Below are 14431 nucleotides of genomic sequence, written 5' to 3' on the forward strand. Positions count from 1 at the left end.
CCGTTGGCCGAAATATCGGACGGCGCTCGCCAGTTCGAACGGGAACGTAGAATCGAACCCCTTGCGCGTCAAGGCTGTTGACCGGTTCCGCGCATCCGGATCAGAGCCGACCATGCGGGCAGGTCGACCTCGGCGCAGACGGTCTTGCCGGGCGACTCGTCCCGCTCCACGACCTCCCACCGGTCGGCCAGCGCCTCGACGAGGACGAGGCCGCGGCCGTGTTCGTCGAGGGGGCGGGGAGGCGGTACGTCGCCGGGCTTCGGGGGATGGGACTCGGTACGGGTGTCAGTGACCTCCACGCGGATGCTGCCCGTGGGCAACGACAGCCTCAGCTCGAAGTCCCGGCCGGGGACACGGCCGTGCGTAACGGCGTTCGCGGCCAGCTCGGCCACGATCAGAGCGACGGCGTCGGAGGCGTCACTGCCGTGCGGGACGCCCCAGGCGCGGAGCTGGTTCAGGGCGAGATGCCGGGCGAGGCGGGCGCCGCGCGGGGTGGCACTGAGGCGCTGGGTGAACACACGTACGGTGACCGGGGGTTGGGGGGTGTGGTGTGCGGGCATACGCTCAATCTGGCGCGTGGGGCAGGCAGTTCACCAGGTGAGAGGCGCGTACGCTGCGGCAGCGTACGTGGTTACGGACTGGACAGTACTCATCACCACCCGTGACCATGAGCGCGGGAGGTGACCGACCGTGGTCGATGGCGTGGTGGGTACGGGTGGCGAGCCGGAGTCGTCAGACAGTCTGCGGACGTTCGGCGCCGTGGTCCAGGCGTTGCGGGAGCATGCCGGGTTGAGCCGGGAGGAGTTCGGGGATCTGGTGGGGCTGTCCAAACACACGGTGGCTTCGGTGGAGTTGGGGCGGCGGATGCCGGATCCGACGTTCGCGGATCGGGCGGAGGGGGTGACGGGGAATACGGGGGCGTTGCGGAGGTCGGCGCCGTGTCTGAGTCGGCAGCCGGGGTTGGCGGCGTGGTTTCGGCGGTGGGCGCGCCTGGAGGCTACGGCGATCACGCTGTACACGTACGAATGCCGGCTGATTCCGGGGTTGTTGCAGACGGAGGCCTACGCGCGGACGTTGTTCACGAACCAGCTGCCGCCCATGGACGACGAGCAGATCGAGGCGCAGTGGGCAGCGCGCGCCGAGCGGCAACGACTGCTGCGGGAACGGCCGAACACGGCATTCGCCTTCATCCTGGAAGAGCACCTCTTCCGGCGGCGCACGGGCGGATTGGAGGTCACGCGGGAGCTCATCGACCACGTCCTAGCGATCGCCGAACTGCGGAACGTGGAGATCCAAGTCATGCCGACGGAGCAGGAGACGCACGCGGGGCTGGACGGCCCCATGCGGCTGCTGGAGACTCCGGAGAACAAGTGGTTCGCCTACTGCGAGGGGCAAGAAAGCGGCCAGTTCATCGCTGACTCGAAGGTGGTCAGCATGCTCCAGATGCGGTATGCCAGGATGCGCTCACAGGCTCTCACCCTGAAGGACTCAGTGAGCCTGCTGCAGCGGATGCGAGGAGAGCTATGAGCACCAGCGAACTGGCCTGGTTCAAGAGCAGCTACAGCGGCGGATCCGGCGATGACTGCGTCGAAGTGGCTCTCGCCTGGCACAAGTCCAGCTACAGCAGCGGCGGCGACGGCGACGGCGACTGCGTAGAGGTCGCCACCCTCCCCCACACCATCCACGTCCGTGACTCGAAGGCGCCCAAGGACCGTCAGCTCGCGCTCTCGCCGGACTCCTGGGAGGAGTTCGTTTCCTACTGCACCACCATCCGGAACTGAGGTCCGAACGCGTTGCCAAGCGCTTCGGTGCCCAGGGCCTTCGGGTCGGGCTGTTCCGTGGCGCCTTCCTCAAGTTGCAGTGTCAGCCCTTTGAGGTTCGGAAAGACGCGAGGCAACTGCGTCATGTCGGCATAGTCCCGTACCCCGTTGAGCTGCAGGCGCCGGATGTTGGGCAGCGGCGTCAGGGAGGTCAGCAGGTCGAGTGATCCCTTCGGCAGGTCGAGTTCCAGGACGCGCAAGCGCTGCCGGGTCCGCAGGAAGTGCAAGTGGGTGATCTTCCAGTTCCTCCGGAGGATGATCACCTCGACATGCTGCGTCGGCAGGTGGGCGTCCAGCTCCTCTGCGGTGTACGACCCGTCCACGGTGATCGCCCGAAGCGGTTCGAGGTGAGGCAACTGGACCAGCTGCGAACTGCTCTGAACGTACAGGGAGTGGATACCGGATCCGGCCAGTACTTCGCGGGCGTACTCTTCCGCAGGCTGGTGTATCCAGCCCTGGGCGATCGGGAGCCGCACGTCGATCCCGGGATGCGAGGCGAACCTCCTCAGCTTCCCCCGAGCCTCCGCCGCACGGATTCTCGTCAGGGCCTCGACGACGTACTCGTCGGAACCGTCCCCCTCTCCCGGCCCCGGCAGCAGTTCCACGGCCCAGGCCCCGAGGCTCGCGATGTCACCGGCCTCCGAGTAGTTTCGCGGCGGCATCAGGGTCCGTACCCGCCCCCGCACGACCTCCATCAGCACCGCGTCCAGTGACAGCAGGCTGGTGGCGCACTGGGCGGCCAGGACGTGCAGGTACCACTTCTCCTCCCGCCCGTCCACGACGTCCCCGTACTGGACCAGCCTCTCGATGAGCAGTTGCGCGTCCGTGCGCGTCGCGTGGCCGACGGCCAGGACGATCACGTCTCGCCAGGCTTCGTCACCTGCGTGATTCAGCAGTTCCAGCACGTACCCGCTCTCGTGGAACTCCTTCGCCGCGAGGTAGTCCTGGAAAGTCCGGTGGATGAACTGGATCGCGTCGTCCGCCCGTTCCTGGAGAACGCCGCTGCGTTCGACCAGGAAGCGCAGCACCCGCAGGGGCGACGCCTGGGCACGGATCTGCGGCATGTCCCGCATCGCGAGGGCGAGTTGGTGCGTTGCCAGCTTGGGGGTCATCTGCTGCTGGCCGGTCCGCACGAGCCAGATGGAAAGCCGCTGGAGTAGAGCATGCTGTGCGTCCGAGTCGAGGCTGATGTCATCGGTACGGGAGACGCCGCGCGCGGCGTCTCGGCCGCCTAGGAGCATCCCGAGCGCGGCACGGTACAGCGACCAACGCGTCGTGGGCAGGAGGCCGCGGCGGCGACGGTGGAGTGCGCAGATCACTCCGGACAGCAGTGGAGTACGGGCGAGGTCGCGAAGCGCCGCGTTCTGCTCCAGCTGGTGGGCGAGATCCTGCTCCAAGGAAGAGAGGAGCTCCTTCTCGTCACCGCACCGGCGAGCTTCGTAGAGGTGCTCGGACTCCAGACGGGCCGCGTTGTGCCAGGCGATCACGAAGGACTGGATGTCCTCGTCGCTCATGGGCAGCAGCGTCAGCTCGGTGAAGCCCTCCGAGCGGAGCCAGTCCTTCTCGACCGCGTCGGGACGCACGGTGGCCAGGCACCGGGTTTGCGGGTACCGATCCAGCAACGCGGAGAGCCAGCGGCGCGCCTTCTCCCGTTCGTCCGGAGGGACTTCGTCCAGGCCGTCCACGAGGAGCAACCCGCGGTCGGCCTCCAGGACGCGGCTGGCCCAACCTTCCGGTGCGTCGTCCGAGATGACCCGCCCGGCGGACAGGAGCTCCGACACGGCCGGGAACGGTCCGCCCCGTGCGTATACCTCGCGCATGGGGATGACGAAGGGCACAAGGCCGTTCAGCTGGGCGAGCTCCATGGTGAGGGTGCCGTTCGCGGCGTGGGCTGCCAGCCACCAGACGAGAGTGGTCTTGCCGGCACCCGCCTGGCCGCGCAGCAGAGCGCGGGGGCGTGTCTTCAGCAGGGGCTCGATGCGCTGCGCCGAGGCCCTGGCCCCCTTGTGTCCGTCCTGAGCGGCGGCCTCGGCCTCCAGACTCAGATAGGCAGTGTCGAGGTCCCAGCGGGACTCGGTGCGGCCGAGTTCCTCGATGCCGAAGATCTCGGTCTTGCGGTACTGCGCAGCCAGGTCCTTGGCGTACCGGGCCTCGAACAGCTCGTCCTTGGGGTGGACGTCCGTAATCTCCTCGAACGTTGGATTCCAGCGGACCCGCCGTACCGACGTCATCGCGGCTTCGATCGGGGCCGCCTCGATTCGGAGGTGGGAACGGCCCCGGGGCACCTGGGTCACGACGCCGAGGAGCACCGCTCCGGCGAAGACCGGCGCCCCCGACAGCCCGGCCAGCGGTGAGACTTGCTCGCCCCGTTCGTCGGCGGCGGGCACGTCGAGTTCGCAGACGAGGAGGTTCCGCATGCGCCCGGCCATGGGCAGCACGGTCGCGCGGTACTGCTCGTACTCGAGGTCGTCGCCCCAGCCCCCGTAGCGCTGGCTCTGGGGAAACCCGACGATCTGGCAGTGCGACAGCGGCGAGGCCGAGGCTACGCGGCCCACGCGAGGCCGTCCCAGAGGCGCTGCCCGCTCGGCGCTGATGACCGCCGGGTCGGCCCTCAGCAGAGCTGCATCGAGAGCCTCGTCATCCCAGATGATCTCGCATTCGACCGGCTTCCGGCTCGACGGGTGGATCACCTCGACGACATCGCTGCCGTCCACCACGTGCCTCGCGGTGAGAACCAGGCTGCGGCCGAGCAGCACACCACTGCCCTGCCCCTCCCCGACGACCACCACGGCCAGGTCCGAGATCCTGCCCGCGATCATTGCGCGTCGCCGTCCGTGCCGAACCGGGCCACACTCCCCCGGTTATCGTTCTGTACCTTCCACGGCCGTCCGGTCCGAGCGTTGAGCGCCCTCAGAGTCACCGCCACCCGATGGGTCCGAGTCGTGCCCCGACCCGCGTCGACGCCGGCCTCCACCACCCAAGCCTTCACCTTGGCCCCGCCCGTGACCTCCTTGCGCAGCTCGACACTGAACTCCAGCTCGATGTCCCCCACCTCGAACGTCACGTCCTGCCCGGACGAACGAGCCGCCGCAGTGATCAGTTCGTCCCGTACCGCCTGCACAGCGTCGGCCAATTCGATCCGGTTGTCGGTCATGTGGTCAACGCTAGAGAGACCTTGTAGCCCGCCGCCATCGGTTCACGCCATCCGCGGGGGTCGCGAAGCGGCGTGACCGTCCAGCAGCGCAAGCCCCAGCGGAGTGACGGAGTGCAGCGCCGCCTTGCCCGCCCTGCACGTGCTCAGTAACCCGGCCTTGCGCAGGATGCCGACGTGATGGCTGGCCGTGGCCGGTGAGATGCCCGCGTCGTGGGCGAGTTCGGTCGTCGTCACGCCATGCTCGGCGACCGATTCGAGGATCCCGGCGCGGGTGCGCCCGAGGAGGGCGTTCAGAGAGCGGAGCCCGGTGGCGCCCCCGCTCAGAACAGTCTCGTGGGTCATCGGGTAGACGACGACGCACGGCAGCGCGGGATCCTTCAGCAGCGTCGGCTTGCGCCAGCAGAAGTACGACGGGAGGACGAGGAGCCCGCGTCCGTCGAGGCGGACGTCACGGTCCGCGCCCAGCCCCGTCACCTCCAGTACGGGCCGCCGCCAGACGAGGCCGGGGTGGAGGGCGCCGAGCAGCGCGCCGAGGTCGCCGTCGGCCAAGTACCGCCCGTGGACGGCACGTTCGGCCCCGAAACGGGTGCGGACGCGGCCCCACCACGGGGCCAGCGCGGTCGCGAAGTACGCCCGGAAGACTCGCGCGAGATGGCCGACGGCCTCCCTGTCGCCCTCGGCGAGGGACCGGGCCCAGGGCGGCAGGTGGCGGCCCGCGCGGGACAGTTCCACCAGGTCGCCGCGCAGCCGCTGCCGTGGCGTGGACAGCAGGGCACCGATTCCGGCGTCCAGGCCGCCCGAGCCGGCGGCCGGGGTGAGGAAGTCGGCCGAGTAGCCGACGGGCGGGGCCATGCGGAGCAAGGGACGTACGGCGGCGGGCAGTTCGCGTCGCACCCGGCGTCGCCAGCCGCCGAAGACGGCGGAGCCGGTGTCCGTCTGCAGCATGTGCATGCTGAGCAGCGCCTCCCACATGGGGTCGGGAGCCTGCGCCAGCCTGATCTGGGCGAGATCGTCGTCGGTGAAGTGAATGCGTACGGCCATGTGAGCCATCCCCGTTCGGCACGTCGTGCACTCACATGCTCCGGGGTTCGTGGCCTCCTGACACCCTCAGAAGTCATGGGGCGCGCCCCGCCGCACGGCCACGTGCGGCGGGGCGCTTCCGGGAAGTCCGGCAGGGCTCCTCAGCACTCCTCGACGGAGCTGACCTGGTCCCGGACGGGCGACGCGAGGTCGAGCGCCTGCCCGTCCAGGATCACCTGGATCTCGTTCTCGTAGTCCGCGTCCCGGTACAGGCACCACGAGCTGCCGGAGATGTTCTTCACCGACCACACGTGGTCATTGAGACCGCCCGCCAGCTGGCCCAGGTTGGACGCGCCGTCCGCCAGCGAGTAGTGCGCGCCCCCGCCCTGCCCGTCGTGGTAGATGCAGAACTCCGAGGGGTCGCAGGGCCAGGTCGCCGGGTCCCCGGCCGCCTGGGCGGAGGTGGGCACGGCGAGCATGGCGGCGGTGCCGACGAAGGCGGCTACGCCGAGGGCGAGTCGGCTCTTGCGGATGGACATGAGGTACTTCCTTTCCCCGTTGTTCCCCGTTGTTTTCTCGTACGCCGACCAGCCTGGGCCCGAGTGCCCCACCCCCGCACGCGCCTTCGATCTCCGTCGAATCGATACGCCGTGAGGGCATGCAAGTGACGTGTCTGACAAAAAACTTGACGGATGCTCACTTTGCTCAACTGACAGCCCATCAACAGAATGCCTGCCTACGGTGCCGGGCTCATGACAGACACTTCAGGGACAACCCCCACCGTGATCGGGCGCCGTACCGTGCTCATCGCCACCGGCGCCACGGCCGCATCGCTGGTCGTCGCCGCCGCGCCTGAAGCCCCCACAGCCGAGGCGGCCGACCCGGCCCCCGTCGCCGCCGCGGCCGTCTGCACACTCACGAAGGAGATGACCGAAGGCCCCTACTACCTGGACGGACAGCTCGTCCGCGCCGACGTCGGTGAGGACAAGACCGGCATCCCGCTGGAGCTCACGCTCACCGTCGTCGACGACAGCACGTGCGCGCCGCTGAACAACGCCCTGGTGGAGATCTGGCACTGCGACGCCCTCGGCGAGTACTCCGGCTTCGTCGGCAACAACGGCCACGACGAGCCCGACAACGGCACCTTCCTGCGGGGCGGCGTGCTCACCGGGTCGGACGGCGTCGCGCGCATCACGTCCGTGTACCCCGGCTGGTACCGCGGCCGGTGCGTCCACATCCACGTCAAGGTGCACACCGACGTCACGCTCACCGACGACGGCTCGTTCACCGGCGGCCAGGAACTCCACACCGGTCAGCTCTTCTTCGACGAGGCGATCACCACCCGGGTCGCCGCGCTCGCCGTCTACGCCGCGAACACCGTCCCGCGCACCACCCTCGCCCAGGACTCCATCTACGACGACGCAGGCGCCGCGTCCGGGCTGCTGACCCTGACCGCCCTGGGCAGTTCGCCCTCCGCCGGATACGCCGGGGCGCTGACCCTCGGCGTGGAGAGCTGACCCGACCCGCACCGACACCAAGCCGCGCCCGGCTGCCATCCGCGGGCGCGGCTCGGCGTGCGTAGGTGCTGCTACTTGCCCGGGCACTCCTTCCACGCCAGGTGGTACACCGTGCTGATGTCACCGTCGGTCGAGTCCATGGTCATGAAGCTGACCTTGCTCGGAGACGACGAGCCGGCGTTCACGCGCAGCTCGGTGTTGATGTTGAAGTTGCGCTGCTTTCCACAGGGCGCCCAGATCAGCTGGGCCCAGTCGGTCTCGTCGGTGGCCTGCCAGTTGTCGTTGAGGGGGCCGCTGAAGGGGTGGCTGCGGAACTGCGTGTTCGGTGAGCCCTGGAAGTAGTACGAGGCTCTCTGCATGGCGTTCGCGCCGGACTGGAGGGAGGCGAAGCCGCGGTAGTCGGCGCTGGCGATGGCGTAGGTGAAGCCACCGGGGACGTGCACGACCAGGCTGAGCTGGCAGTTCTTACGGAACGCCGTGGGGTCGGAGTTGCCGCCGACCTGGGCGAGGTAGTCGCTGTAGGTCACCGTGAAGGCGGTGTTGTCCTCGGAGACGGCGACGGCGGTGGTGCCCTGGGGGCAGCCGGAGCCGTTCACCGTGGCGACCTTGATGACGATCTTGTCCGGCGGCGGGTCTTCGAACGCCGGCGCGGCCTGAGCGGGCAACGTCGCCGTGAGCAGAGCGGCCAGCGCGCCGCCGCTCAGCAGGAGTCGCAGGAGTCCACGTGCCATGGAGCTCTCCTTGGGGATGGGGGGTGGCTGTGCCTCGGGCCCCGTTTTCAAGCCGGTTGAATCTTTGAAGAAACAGTGACTTTTCTGTGAAGGCCGAAGGCGTTCGCATCGTAGGGGGCCGCGCATGGCATGGCCACGACGAACTCCGGCCATTCACAGGCGAGTTGAGTGATGCCGGTACGTCCGTCCGGTCGGTCAGGTGCCGACCGGCTGACGCTCCGCGGCGGGCTCGGCGGCGGCCGCGTTCCGCTCCTTGAGGTGGGCGCGTACCGAGTACGCCAGGGCGGCGGCCCACAGCGCGTACAGGGCGGCGTAGAGCACGTCACCGGGCTGCAGGGTGCGGGCGTTGGTCACGACGATCACTCCGCCGACCGCCGATCCCAGCACCCTCGGCGGCAGCAGCCGCACCAGCCAGGCGGCGAGGGGCGCGGCGACCAGACCGCCCAGCAGGAACGCGGCGACCCACAGGGCGTCGATGCCCTGGGAGCCGAGCGAGAACAGGAAACCGAGGCTCGCGGCCACCGCCACGAGGAACTCGCTGGTGTCGATGGAGCCGATGACCCTGCGCGGCTCCATCCGGCCGGAGGCGAGGAGGGCGGGCGTACCGACCGGGCCCCAGCCGCCTCCCCCGGTGGCGTCGAGGAAGCCGGCGACCAGCCCCAGCGGGGCCAGGAACCGGTGCCCGAGCGGCCTGCCCAGCCGGCCCTTCGGCAGCCCCCGGAAGGTGAACCGGACCAGGACGTACACGCCCAGCCCCAGCAGGATCGCGGACATCACCGGCTTCGCGACCTCCGTCGACAGCCGGGACAGCACGGTCGCCCCGAGGAACGCACCCACCGCGCCCGGTACGCCGATCCGCGCGACCACCCTCCAGTCGACGTTCCCGAAGCGCCAGTGCGCCGCCCCCGACATCAGCGTCGTACCGATCTCGGCGAGATGGACGGTCGCGGAGGCGGCGGCGGGGTTGGTGCCCAGGGCCAGCAGCAGCGTGGTCGAGGTCACCCCGTAGGCCATGCCGAGGCTGCCGTCCACGAGCTGGGCCCCGAGGCCCGCGAGGGCGAGCAGGATCAACGTGCGCATGGGCGGCGACGGTAGGGCCCCAAGCTGAGCAAAGCCTTAGGGAAGCTGAACGCAGCCTTGGGGCCCTGTGAAGATCGTCCGTCCGGTCAGCTCAGGCGGATCACGTTCCAGGACAGCGGTTCCAGTACGGCGGTGAGGCCGCCGTCCTCGAGTGCCGTGCCCTCGACGGCGTGCGGGATGACCCGCTCCGGCTCGTCGAGGGTGTTGCGGGCGTCCGGGTCGGCGTCCGCGAGGGCGCTGTGCTCGACCACCGTCGTCAGGTCGAGGCCGTTCAGCGCGACCTCCAGAGGCAGGGGCTCGGTGCGGCTGCGGTTGACCGCGAAGACGGTGACCGTGCCGTCCTCGGCGCGCACGGCGGTGGCGTGCAGCAGGTCGGCCTCGCCGTACTTCTTCGTCTCGAACGTCGGGGAGTCCACCCGGACGTCCAGCACCTGGCCCCGGCCGTACTCGGCGGCCTGCGCGAACGGGAAAAACGTCGTCTGCCGCCACGCCGGGCCGCCCGGCTCGGTCATGATCGGAGCGATGACGTTGACCAGCTGGGCGAGGCAGGCGACGGTGACGCGGTCGGCGTGCCGCAGCAGCGCGATGAGGAGCGAGCCGAAGACGACCGCGTCCATGACGCTGTAGTTGTCCTCCAGCAGCCTCGGGGCCTCGGGCCAGTCCCGCTCCCCGATGCCGTCCGCGTGCTCGTGCCAGTCGGGGATGTACCAGACGTTCCACTCGTCGAAGGAGAGGTTGATCTTCTTCTTCGACTTGAGGCGGGCGCCCACGTGGTCGCAGGTCGCGACCACGTTCTCGATGAAGGACTCCATGTCGACGGCGGAGGCGAGGAAGGAGTCGACGTCGCCGTCCTCGGGCCAGTAGTAGGCGTGCAGCGAGACGTAGTCGACGAGGTCGTACGTCTCCTGAAGGACCGTCGCCTCCCACTCGGCGAACGTGGGCATGCCCTGGCTGGAGGAACCGCACGCCACGAGTTCGACCTTCGGGTCGATCTGGCGCATCGCGCGGGCCGTCTCCGCGGCGGTCCTGCCGTACTCCTCGGCCGTCTTGTGGCCCGTCTGCCAGGGGCCGTCCATCTCGTTGCCCAGGCACCACAGCCGGATGCCGAAGGGGTCCTTGTCGCCGTGGGAGACGCGGAGGTCGGAGAGTGCCGTGCCGGCCGGGTGGTTGGCGTACTCCTGGAGTTCGAGGGCCTCGGCGACGCCGCGGGTGCCGAGGTTGATGGCCATCATCGGCTCGGACCGGGGGCCGATCTTGCGGAGGAAGTCGATGTACTCGGACAGGCCGAAACGGTTGGACTCCGTCGAGTGCCAGGCGAGGTCGAGGCGGCGGGGGCGGTCCTCGGCGGGGCCGACCGAGTCCTCCCACTTGTAGCCGGAGACGAAGTTGCCGCCGGGGTAGCGGATGGTGGTGACGCCGAGTTCGCGGACGAGGTCCAGGACGTCCCTGCGGAGGCCGGTCTCGTCGGCGGTGGGGTGGTCCGGTTCGAAGATGCCGGTGTAGACGCAGCGGCCGAGGTGTTCGACGAAGCTGCCGAAGACACGGGGGTTGACCTGGGCGATGGTGAAGGCGGGGTCGAGGGTGAAGCGGGCGGTGAGCATGGGCGCCTTTCGGGGTGGGCGGTGCTGTTTCGTTGGCGGCTGCGGGATTGAGGGGGCTGGTCGCGCAGTTCCCCGCGCCCCTTGGGGGCGTTGCCCTCCAGGGCGTCTACTGGCCCGCCAGGCCCGTGTGGGCCACGCCCCTCACGATCTGGCTCTGGAACAGGACGAACGCGGCGATCAGAGGGAGGCCCGCGATGATGCCGCCGGCCATGAGCTGGGGCCAGACGATGCCGAAGGCGTTCTGGACGGTGGCGATGCCGTTCGGCATGGTCATCAGGTCGGGGTTGTTGGTCACCATGTACGGCCAGATGAAGTTGTTCCAGGAGGCGATGAAGGTGAAGATCCCCACCGCCGAGAGGGACGGTTTCGACAGGGGCAGGACGATCGTGAAGAAGATCCGCCAGCGGCCGGCGCCGTCGATGAAGGCCGCCTCCTCCAGTTCGCGGGGCAGCGACTGGAAGAACTTGTAGAGGATGTAGACCATCGCCGCGGGCGCGCACTGGGGCAGGATCATCCCCCAGTAGGTGTCCACCATGCCGAGCGACTGCACGGTGGTGAACAGCGGGACGCCGAGGACGGCCGGGGAGAACATCAGGCCCGCCATCGTGACCGCCATCAGGGCCGACTTGCCGCGGAACTCCGTACGGGCGAAGCCGTATCCGGCGAGCGACGACACCAGCAGCACGATGAACGTGACGCAGACGGACACCACGACCGAGTTCACGAACCAGTTGGGGATGTTGCCGGCCTCCAGGACCGCCTGCCAGGAGTCCAGCGTGAAGTCGTCGGGGATCCAGTGCGGGGCAGCCACCGATTCGGTCGGGGTCTTCAGGGAGGTGGACAGGGCCCAGAGCAGGGGGGCCACCCAGATCGCCGAGAGGGCCGCGGCGACCAGGGTCAGGGCGATCTGGCCGGGGGTCCAGGTGCTGCGGGGCCTGCGCGGCACGGAGGTCGTCGCGGTCGTCGGGACTGTCGGGGCCGTCGGGGCCGTCATCGGGCGCCCTCCTCGCGGTTGCGCAGCAGCCACATCCGTCCGAGGGCGACGACCGCGATGATCAGGAACAGGATGAAGGAGATCGCGGAGGCGTAGCCCACGCGGTAGCTGGTGAAGCCCTGTTCGAGGGTGTACTGGACGAAGGTGCGGGTCGCTTCCTCCGGTCCGGGCCCGAACTGGTACATGACCACGGCCTGGTCGAAGACCTGGAGCGAGGCGAGGATCTGGAGCGCGATCACCAGGCCGGTGATGTTGCGCAGGTTCGGCACGGTGATGTGGAGCAGACGCTGGAAGGCGTTGGCCCCGTCCAGCTCGGCTGCCTCATAGAGGTGCTGGGGGATGTTCTGGAGGGCGGCCAGGTAGAGCAGGAAGCTGAAGCCGACCGTCCACCACAGGGTGGCGACGACGACGGCGAGCAGGGCCGTGGACTTCTGGGTGAGCCAGGGGGTGTCCAGGCCGAGGACGTGGTTGACCATGCCGTTGGTGGGCTGGAAGAGCCACCACCACAGGTTGCCGATCACAGCGGACGGCAGCAGGAAGGGGGCGAAGAAGCAGAGCCGCCACAGCCACTTGAAGTGCACGGTGTGGTGGGCGACGAGCGCCATCAGCAGGGCCGTGACGACGATGGCGGGGACGACGTAGAGGGTGAACTGCACGCTGTGCGACAGGGAGTCCCAGACCAGGTCGTCCTTGAGCGCCTCGCGGTAGTTGTCGAGGCCGACGAAGCTCGTGTGGTCGCCGGAGATGTTGGCGTCGGTGAAGCTGAGGTAGAGGCCGCGGACGACCGGCAGGATGACGAAGAGGCCGTACAGGACGAAGAACGGGGCGACGAACCAGCCGCCGTGCTGGAAACGGTTGCCCCAGCGCAGTCTGGCGGAGCCGGCGGCGGTGGCGGCGCGGGGGCGCAGCACCCCTTGGGCGACCGTGGTGGTCGTACTGCTCATGCGCCCGCTCCCTTCAGTTCCTGGGCTGCCGTCAGCCCGGTCATGGGGTTCTTGGCCGCGAGCAGTTGGTGCAGGAGGGACTTCATCCGGCGGGCCGCCGCGTCGGGCTTCGCCGAGCCCAGGGTGGACGAGGCGATGACCGGGCCGAGGCGGGTGGCGAGGATGCCGGTGGAGCCCGCGAACCAGATGTGGGGTTCGGTGGCCGGGTGCTCCATGGCGGGCCCGGAGTACTCGTTCTGCGGGGTGAGTTCGAGGTAGCCGGCGTCCTTGAAGGTGGGCAGATAGGCGGGTACGTGGCCGCCGTTCGCCCAGGTGGTGGCGTGGGAGACCATGTAGGCGGCGAGTTCGTAGGCGCCCTCGTTCGGGGCGCCGCCGCGGTCGGCCTGGTGGGGCAGGACGAAGGCGTGCGACTCGACGTGGGTGGCCGGGGTGCCGAAGACCGGGGGCAGGGGCTGGGCACCGTACTCGATCTTCTCGCCGTTGAAGTACGGCACCGACCAGTTGCCCTCCCAGGTGAAGGGTGATCCGGCGATGAAGGCCTCGCCGTCCGCCTCGCCGACGGTGACGTAGCCCTCGGTGACGTTCCTGCGGAGGAACTCAAGGACCTGGGTGGCCTTGTCGGTGTCGAAGGTGACCTGGGTCCGGCCTTCGTCGAAGTACGTGCCGCCGAGCTGCTGGTAGAAGGAGACGAAGAACCACCAGGCGAAATTCTGGTCGTTGGCGTGCAGCCCGAGGGTCTGCTGCCCCTTCTTCAGCTGCCCCTTGGCCGCCGCGAGGATCTCGAACCACTCGTCGGGCGAACCGGCGGCGGGCAGCCGCCCGTCGGAACCCAGCAGGCCGGCCTTCTCGCACACGTCCTTGCGGTAGAAGTTCAGCTGGACGTGGATGTCGAGGGGCAGGGCGTACAACTCGCCGTCGACGATGCCGCGCCGCCACAGCACCGGGTTGAAGTCCGCCTCCCGTACGCCGTACTCGGCGAGCAGACCCACGTCCCAGGGGTCGAGCAGACGGCCCGGCGCGAAGCCGGGGATCCGGCCCTGGTGCATCACCGCGAGGTCCGGCGCGCGGTTGCCTGCGGCGGCCATGGCGAGCTTGGTGTAGTAGGGGCCGCCCCAGGTGAGGGTGGAGTCCTTGACGGCGACGTCCGGGTGCCCCTTGCGGAAGGCGTCCACCATCGCGACCTGGTTGGTGCCGTCGCCGCCCTGGAAGAGGTTCCAGTAGCGCACCCGGGTACGGGCACTGGACGCGAGCGCGTCGGCACCCGTACCGAGCGCCGCGAACCCGAAGCTGCCGGCCACCGCCAACCCGCCTGCGGTGGCCAGAAGTTGCCTGCGATTGAGGTCAGGTCGTCCCATTCCCTGCCCTAACTGATTGAGTAGATGCCTCGGCCTGTTCGGTATGTCGACTTGCGCTCGCAACTTCGAACGGGACCGTAGGCTGCAAGCGCTTTCCAGTCAATGGCTTGTGCACGAAAGCGGGGTTGGCGGTCTTGGGCGGAAGTGGTCGTTCCCCGTTTAACTACGGTCGCCGGACCACATGACGCGGACACTTCGGGACGCGTAGGCTCGAA

At 69.1% G+C, this 14431-nt stretch carries 14 protein-coding genes; 3 read left to right on the plus strand and 11 right to left on the minus strand.

The window, feature by feature from the left end; all coding sequences use genetic code 11:
- Positions 1–68: 68 nt before the first annotated feature.
- Positions 69–560 (minus strand): ATP-binding protein, encoded by a 492-nt coding sequence (locus ACFY5C_RS12235; RefSeq protein ID WP_389443538.1) that lies wholly within the window; start codon positions 558–560, stop codon positions 69–71.
- A gap of 130 nt (positions 561–690) precedes the next feature.
- On the opposite strand from ACFY5C_RS12235, the gene ACFY5C_RS12240 reads away from it, so the two are divergent.
- Together ACFY5C_RS12240 and ACFY5C_RS12245 are read left to right on the plus strand one after the other, a co-directional pair.
- Positions 691–1527 carry a Scr1 family TA system antitoxin-like transcriptional regulator gene (locus ACFY5C_RS12240; protein ID WP_389443540.1) on the plus strand — a complete coding sequence of 279 codons (837 nt, stop codon included), beginning with the start codon at positions 691–693 and terminating at the stop codon, positions 1525–1527.
- Complete coding sequence (locus ACFY5C_RS12245) at positions 1524–1781, plus strand: DUF397 domain-containing protein (protein ID WP_389443542.1); 258 nt, start codon at positions 1524–1526, stop codon at positions 1779–1781. Before ACFY5C_RS12240 ends, ACFY5C_RS12245 begins: the two co-directional genes overlap by 4 nt.
- Here ACFY5C_RS12245 and ACFY5C_RS12250 read toward each other — a convergent pair.
- The 4 genes from ACFY5C_RS12250 to ACFY5C_RS12265 all read right to left on the minus strand — a co-directional run bounded on the left by ACFY5C_RS12250 (position 1757) and on the right by ACFY5C_RS12265 (position 6533).
- Positions 1757–4639, minus strand: a complete 2883-nt coding sequence (locus ACFY5C_RS12250) for an NACHT domain-containing protein (protein ID WP_389443544.1) — start codon at positions 4637–4639, stop codon at positions 1757–1759. The two genes, ACFY5C_RS12245 and ACFY5C_RS12250, sit on opposite strands and share 25 nt — an antisense overlap.
- Complete coding sequence (locus ACFY5C_RS12255) at positions 4636–4974, minus strand: trypco2 family protein (protein ID WP_389443546.1); 339 nt, start codon at positions 4972–4974, stop codon at positions 4636–4638. Before ACFY5C_RS12255 ends, ACFY5C_RS12250 begins: the two co-directional genes overlap by 4 nt.
- Positions 4975–5016: 42 nt before the next feature.
- Positions 5017–6015, minus strand: a complete 999-nt coding sequence (locus ACFY5C_RS12260; RefSeq protein WP_389443548.1) for a winged helix-turn-helix domain-containing protein — start codon at positions 6013–6015, stop codon at positions 5017–5019.
- A gap of 140 nt (positions 6016–6155) precedes the next feature.
- The gene (locus ACFY5C_RS12265; RefSeq protein ID WP_389443550.1) at positions 6156–6533 is read right to left on the minus strand and encodes a peptidase inhibitor family I36 protein; all 378 of its coding nucleotides are present in this window, start codon (positions 6531–6533) and stop codon (positions 6156–6158) included.
- 213 nt (positions 6534–6746) lie between these two features.
- Here ACFY5C_RS12265 and ACFY5C_RS12270 point away from each other — a divergent pair, with 213 nt between their 5' ends.
- Entirely contained in the window at positions 6747–7511 is a 765-nt protein-coding gene (locus ACFY5C_RS12270) for an intradiol ring-cleavage dioxygenase (RefSeq protein WP_389443552.1), read from the plus strand.
- Positions 7512–7582: 71 nt separating this feature from the next.
- Here ACFY5C_RS12270 and ACFY5C_RS12275 read toward each other — a convergent pair whose 3' ends face one another.
- The 6 genes from ACFY5C_RS12275 to ACFY5C_RS12300 form a co-directional block, all read right to left on the minus strand.
- Positions 7583–8242 carry a DUF4360 domain-containing protein gene (locus tag ACFY5C_RS12275; RefSeq protein ID WP_328881902.1) on the minus strand — a complete coding sequence of 220 codons (660 nt, stop codon included), beginning with the start codon at positions 8240–8242 and terminating at the stop codon, positions 7583–7585.
- A gap of 195 nt (positions 8243–8437) precedes the next feature.
- Positions 8438–9322: a sulfite exporter TauE/SafE family protein gene (locus tag ACFY5C_RS12280; RefSeq protein ID WP_389443554.1), complete on the minus strand. Its 885-nt coding sequence runs from the start codon at positions 9320–9322 to the stop codon at positions 8438–8440.
- Between the two features lie 86 nt (positions 9323–9408).
- On the minus strand, positions 9409–10923 hold the full coding sequence (locus tag ACFY5C_RS12285) for an alpha-N-arabinofuranosidase (protein ID WP_389443556.1): 1515 nt from the start codon (positions 10921–10923) through the stop codon (positions 9409–9411).
- A gap of 106 nt (positions 10924–11029) precedes the next feature.
- Positions 11030–11917, minus strand: coding sequence for a carbohydrate ABC transporter permease (locus ACFY5C_RS12290; RefSeq protein WP_389443558.1), 888 nt, complete (start codon positions 11915–11917; stop codon positions 11030–11032).
- Positions 11914–12861, minus strand: coding sequence for a carbohydrate ABC transporter permease (locus ACFY5C_RS12295; RefSeq protein WP_389443560.1), 948 nt, complete (start codon positions 12859–12861; stop codon positions 11914–11916). The genes ACFY5C_RS12290 and ACFY5C_RS12295 overlap by 4 nt, the downstream gene beginning before the upstream one ends.
- Positions 12858–14216, minus strand: coding sequence for an extracellular solute-binding protein (locus tag ACFY5C_RS12300; protein WP_389443562.1), 1359 nt, complete (start codon positions 14214–14216; stop codon positions 12858–12860). Before ACFY5C_RS12300 ends, ACFY5C_RS12295 begins: the two co-directional genes overlap by 4 nt.
- Positions 14217–14431: the final 215 nt, after the last annotated feature.

Origin of the sequence: Streptomyces sp. NPDC012935 (assembly GCF_042900345.1) — a bacterium.
Lineage (GTDB): Bacteria > Actinomycetota > Actinomycetes > Streptomycetales > Streptomycetaceae > Streptomyces.

Excerpts from the sequence above, each read along its gene's own strand:
- ACFY5C_RS12235 (WP_389443538.1), bottom strand. The coding sequence starts at position 560 with ATGCCCGCACACCACACCCCCCAACCCCCGGTCACCGTACGTGTGTTC.
- ACFY5C_RS12245 (WP_389443542.1), top strand. The coding sequence starts at position 1,524 with ATGAGCACCAGCGAACTGGCCTGGTTCAAGAGCAGCTACAGCGGCGGA.
- ACFY5C_RS12250 (WP_389443544.1), bottom strand. The coding sequence starts at position 4,639 with ATGATCGCGGGCAGGATCTCGGACCTGGCCGTGGTGGTCGTCGGGGAG.
- ACFY5C_RS12255 (WP_389443546.1), bottom strand. The coding sequence starts at position 4,974 with ATGACCGACAACCGGATCGAATTGGCCGACGCTGTGCAGGCGGTACGG.
- ACFY5C_RS12260 (WP_389443548.1), bottom strand. The coding sequence starts at position 6,015 with ATGGCCGTACGCATTCACTTCACCGACGACGATCTCGCCCAGATCAGG.
- ACFY5C_RS12265 (WP_389443550.1), bottom strand. The coding sequence starts at position 6,533 with ATGTCCATCCGCAAGAGCCGACTCGCCCTCGGCGTAGCCGCCTTCGTC.
- ACFY5C_RS12270 (WP_389443552.1), top strand. The coding sequence starts at position 6,747 with ATGACAGACACTTCAGGGACAACCCCCACCGTGATCGGGCGCCGTACC.
- ACFY5C_RS12275 (WP_328881902.1), bottom strand. The coding sequence starts at position 8,242 with ATGGCACGTGGACTCCTGCGACTCCTGCTGAGCGGCGGCGCGCTGGCC.
- ACFY5C_RS12280 (WP_389443554.1), bottom strand. The coding sequence starts at position 9,322 with ATGCGCACGTTGATCCTGCTCGCCCTCGCGGGCCTCGGGGCCCAGCTC.
- ACFY5C_RS12285 (WP_389443556.1), bottom strand. The coding sequence starts at position 10,923 with ATGCTCACCGCCCGCTTCACCCTCGACCCCGCCTTCACCATCGCCCAG.
- ACFY5C_RS12290 (WP_389443558.1), bottom strand. The coding sequence starts at position 11,917 with ATGACGGCCCCGACGGCCCCGACAGTCCCGACGACCGCGACGACCTCC.
- ACFY5C_RS12295 (WP_389443560.1), bottom strand. The coding sequence starts at position 12,861 with ATGAGCAGTACGACCACCACGGTCGCCCAAGGGGTGCTGCGCCCCCGC.
- ACFY5C_RS12300 (WP_389443562.1), bottom strand. The coding sequence starts at position 14,216 with ATGGGACGACCTGACCTCAATCGCAGGCAACTTCTGGCCACCGCAGGC.